This window comes from Pseudidiomarina halophila, from assembly GCF_003987215.1.
GTDB lineage: Bacteria > Pseudomonadota > Gammaproteobacteria > Enterobacterales > Alteromonadaceae > Pseudidiomarina > Pseudidiomarina halophila.
On the sequence record NZ_PIPW01000009.1, the window covers coordinates 1 to 4,902 of the forward strand.

The following is a 4,902-nucleotide window of genomic DNA, read 5'->3' on the forward strand; positions in this document are numbered from 1 at the left end:
GAACGCTCTTTAACAATATACCAAGCCAAGCAAACTGTGTGGGCACTTACCGGATTCAGGCAGAGAAAAAGCATCTTCGGATGCGAGTATTCTTTCGTATAACGAAGAGAATACACCTGACTGATTGGAAAAGTGCTTAACAAATTAAGATTTATTAAGTCATTGATTCAATGGGTCGATTAAACACTTTAAACTGAAGAGTTTGATCATGGCTCAGATTGAACGCTGGCGGCAGGCCTAACACATGCAAGTCGAGCGGTAACAGGGGTAGCTTGCTACCCGCTGACGAGCGGCGGACGGGTGAGTAATACTTGGGAACTTGCCTTTAGGAGGGGGACAACCACGGGAAACTGTGGCTAATACCGCATAATGTCTACGGACCAAAGTGGGGGATCTTCGGACCTCACACCTAAAGATGGGCCCAAGTGAGATTAGCTAGTTGGTGGGGTAAAGGCTCACCAAGGCGACGATCTCTAGCTGTTCTGAGAGGATGATCAGCCACACTGGGACTGAGACACGGCCCAGACTCCTACGGGAGGCAGCAGTGGGGAATATTGCACAATGGGGGAAACCCTGATGCAGCCATGCCGCGTGTGTGAAGAAGGCCTTCGGGTTGTAAAGCACTTTCAGTGGTGAGGAAGGCGTTGTAGTTAATAGCTGCAACGATTGACGTTAGCCACAGAAGAAGCACCGGCTAACTCCGTGCCAGCAGCCGCGGTAATACGGAGGGTGCAAGCGTTAATCGGAATTACTGGGCGTAAAGCGTACGTAGGCGGCCTGTTAAGCAAGATGTGAAAGCCCCGGGCTCAACCTGGGAATGGCATTTTGAACTGGCAGGCTCGAGTTTTGAAGAGGGTGGTAGAATTTCCTGTGTAGCGGTGAAATGCGTAGATATAGGAAGGAATACCAGTGGCGAAGGCGGCCACCTGGTCAAAAACTGACGCTGAGGTACGAAAGCGTGGGGAGCAAACAGGATTAGATACCCTGGTAGTCCACGCCGTAAACGATGTCAACTAGTTGTTCGTCTTATAAACAAGGTGAGTAACGCAGCTAACGCACTAAGTTGACCGCCTGGGGAGTACGGCCGCAAGGTTAAAACTCAAATGAATTGACGGGGGCCCGCACAAGCGGTGGAGCATGTGGTTTAATTCGATGCAACGCGAAGAACCTTACCATCCCTTGACATCCAGAGAAGGTCTTAGAGATAAGACTGTGCCTTCGGGAACTCTGAGACAGGTGCTGCATGGCTGTCGTCAGCTCGTGTTGTGAGATGTTGGGTTAAGTCCCGCAACGAGCGCAACCCTTATCCTCAGTTGCCAGCACGTAAAGGTGGGAACTCTGTGGAGACTGCCGGTGATAAACCGGAGGAAGGTGGGGACGACGTCAAGTCATCATGGCCCTTACGGGATGGGCTACACACGTGCTACAATGGCGCATACAAAGGGAAGCAAGCTAGCGATAGTAAGCGGATCTCAAAAAGTGCGTCGTAGTCCGGATCGGAGTCTGCAACTCGACTCCGTGAAGTCGGAATCGCTAGTAATCGTGGATCAGAATGCCACGGTGAATACGTTCCCGGGCCTTGTACACACCGCCCGTCACACCATGGGAGTGGGCTGCACCAGAAGTAGATAGCTTAACCTTCGGGAGGGCGTTTACCACGGTGTGGTTCATGACTGGGGTGAAGTCGTAACAAGGTAGCCGTAGGGGAACCTGCGGCTGGATCACCTCCTTATGAAACAGCCTTGAAGAAGTTAAGTGCTCACACAGATTGCCTGGTTTGGTAGATGTAACAAGAGAAACTGGGTCTGCCGTTAAAATGCTTACCGGTAACTTTGTGTTACACGCTCTTTAACAATATGAACAAGCTGATTGTAATAAAGTAATGAAATGCCACTCTACTTGAATCAACCTATTTTGGTAGAGGCGTATCGAACTTGTGTATAGCATCGAGAACAGCCCATATGATTTGAAAGTTAGACACTTTCGGGTTGTATGGTTAAGTGACGAAGCGTAGACGGTGGATGCCTAGGCAGTTGGAGGCGATGAAGGACGTACTAACTTGCGATAAGCCATGATGAGGCAGTAAGAGCCGCATGAGTCATGGATTTCCGAATGGGGAAACCCAGTGTGCTTGCACACTATCCTTAACTGAATTCATAGGTTAAGGAAGCGAACCCGGAGAACTGAAACATCTAAGTACCCGGAGGAAAAGAAATCAACCGAGATTTCCCTAGTAGCGGCGAGCGAACGGGAATTAGCCCTTAAGCAATCATGGTGTTAGTGGAACGAGCTGGAAAGCTTGACGATACAGGGTGATAGTCCCGTACACGACGATGCCATGGATGTGAAAACGAGTAGGTCGGGACACGTGTTATCTTGACTGAATATGGGGGGACCATCCTCCAAGGCTAAATACTCCCAACTGACCGATAGTGAACCAGTACCGTGAGGGAAAGGCGAAAAGAACCCCGGCGAGGGGAGTGAAATAGAACCTGAAACCGTCTACGTACAAGCAGTAGGAGCCTTCTTCGTGAGGGTGACTGCGTACCTTTTGTATAATGGGTCAGCGACTTATATTTTGTAGCAAGGTTAACCGAATAGGGGAGCCGTAGGGAAACCGAGTCTTAACTGGGCGCTTAGTTGCAAGGTATAGACCCGAAACCGGGCGATCTAGCCATGGGCAGGTTGAAGATTGAGTAACATCAATTGGAGGACCGAACTCACTAATGTTGAAAAATTAGGAGATGACCTGTGGCTCGGAGTGAAAGGCTAATCAAGCCCGGAGATAGCTGGTTCTCCCCGAAATCTATTTAGGTAGAGCCTCGGACGAATACCACTGGGGGTAGAGCACTGTTTGGGCTAGGGGGTCATCCCGACTTACCAACCCCATGCAAACTCCGAATACCAGTGAGTACTATCCGGGAGACACACGGCGGGTGCTAACGTCCGTCGTGAAGAGGGAAACAACCCAGACCGCCAGCTAAGGTCCCGAAGTCATGGCTAAGTGGGAAACGATGTGGGAAGGCTCAGACAGCTAGGAGGTTGGCTTAGAAGCAGCCACCCTTTAAAGAAAGCGTAATAGCTCACTAGTCGAGTCGGCCTGCGCGGAAGATGTAACGGGGCTAAGCCATGCACCGAAGCTGCGGCTACATACTTATGTATGTGGGGTAGGGGAGCGTTCTGTAAGCCGTTGAAGGTGGATTGAGAAGTCTGCTGGAGGTATCAGAAGTGCGAATGCTGACATGAGTAACGATAATGGGAGTGAAAAACTCCCACGCCGGAAGACCAAGGTTTCCTATCCCATGCTAATCAGGGTAGGGTAAGTCGGCCCCTAAGGCGAGGCCGAGAGGCGTAGTCGATGGGAATCAGGTTAATATTCCTGAACCGATATATACTGCGATGGGGGGACGGAGAAGGCTAGGCAAGCCGGGTGTTGGTAATCCCGGTGAAAGTAAGTAGGTTAACGGTTTAGGTAAATCCGGACCGTTCTCTTAAGTGAGAGACTGAGATACGAGACGAGCACCTAAGGGTGCGAAGTTGTTGATGCCCTGCTTCCAGGAAAAGCCTCTAAGCTTCAGGTATATATTGACCGTACCCGAAACCGACACAGGTGGTCAGGTAGAGAATACTAAGGCGCTTGAGAGAACTCGGGTGAAGGAACTAGGCAAAATAGTACCGTAACTTCGGGAGAAGGTACGCCAGAGCTAGTGAACCCCTTGCGGGGGGAGCTGGAGCTGGCCGCAGTGACCAGGTGGCTGGGACTGTTTATTAAAAACACAGCACTCTGCAAACACGAAAGTGGACGTATAGGGTGTGACACCTGCCCGGTGCCGGAAGGTTAATTGATGGGGTTAGCGTAAGCGAAGCTCTTGATCGAAGCCCCGGTAAACGGCGGCCGTAACTATAACGGTCCTAAGGTAGCGAAATTCCTTGTCGGGTAAGTTCCGACCTGCACGAATGGTGTAACCATGGCCACGCTGTCTCCACCCGAGACTCAGTGAAATTGAAATCGCCGTGAAGATGCGGTGTACCCGCGGCTAGACGGAAAGACCCCGTGAACCTTTACTACAGCTTGGCACTGAACATTGAACCTCCATGTGTAGGATAGGTGGGAGGCTTTGAAGCACTGGCGCTAGTTGGTGTGGAGCCATCCTTGAAATACCACCCTTGTATGTTTGATGTTCTAACTTAGGTCCCTTATCGGGATTGAGGACAGTGCCTGGTGGGTAGTTTGACTGGGGCGGTCTCCTCCCAAAGAGTAACGGAGGAGCACGAAGGTTGGCTAAGTACGGTCGGACATCGTACGGTTAGTGTAATGGCACAAGCCAGCTTAACTGCGAGACAGACACGTCGAGCAGGTACGAAAGTAGGTCATAGTGATCCGGTGGTTCTGAATGGAAGGGCCATCGCTCAACGGATAAAAGGTACTCCGGGGATAACAGGCTGATACCGCCCAAGAGTTCATATCGACGGCGGTGTTTGGCACCTCGATGTCGGCTCATCACATCCTGGGGCTGTAGTCGGTCCCAAGGGTATGGCTGTTCGCCATTTAAAGTGGTACGCGAGCTGGGTTTAGAACGTCGTGAGACAGTTCGGTCCCTATCTGCCGTGGGCGTTTGAGAGTTGAGAGGGGTTGCTCCTAGTACGAGAGGACCGGAGTGAACGAACCGCTGGTGTTCGGGTTGTCATGCCAATGGCACTGCCCGGTAGCTACGTTCGGAATCGATAACCGCTGAAAGCATCTAAGCGGGAAGCGAGCCTCAAGATAAGCTCTCACTAGCACGTAAGTGCTCTGAAGGGTTGTTGAAGACGACGACGTTGATAGGCGGGATGTGGAAGCGTAGTAATGCGTTGAGCTAACCCGTACTAATTGCCCGTGAGGCTTAACCATACAACACCGAA

At 51.2% G+C, this 4,902-nt stretch carries 2 rRNA genes; both read left to right on the forward strand.

Annotated features, from left to right (window positions below):
• Nucleotides 1-190 precede the first annotated feature (190 nt).
• Nucleotides 191-1,732, forward strand: a 16S ribosomal RNA gene (locus CWI69_RS12235).
• A gap of 262 nt (nt 1,733-1,994) precedes the next feature.
• Nucleotides 1,995-4,891: ribosomal RNA gene (locus tag CWI69_RS12240) — 23S ribosomal RNA — on the forward strand.
• Together the 16S and 23S rRNA genes form the textbook arrangement of a ribosomal RNA operon.
• Nucleotides 4,892-4,902 lie beyond the last annotated feature (11 nt).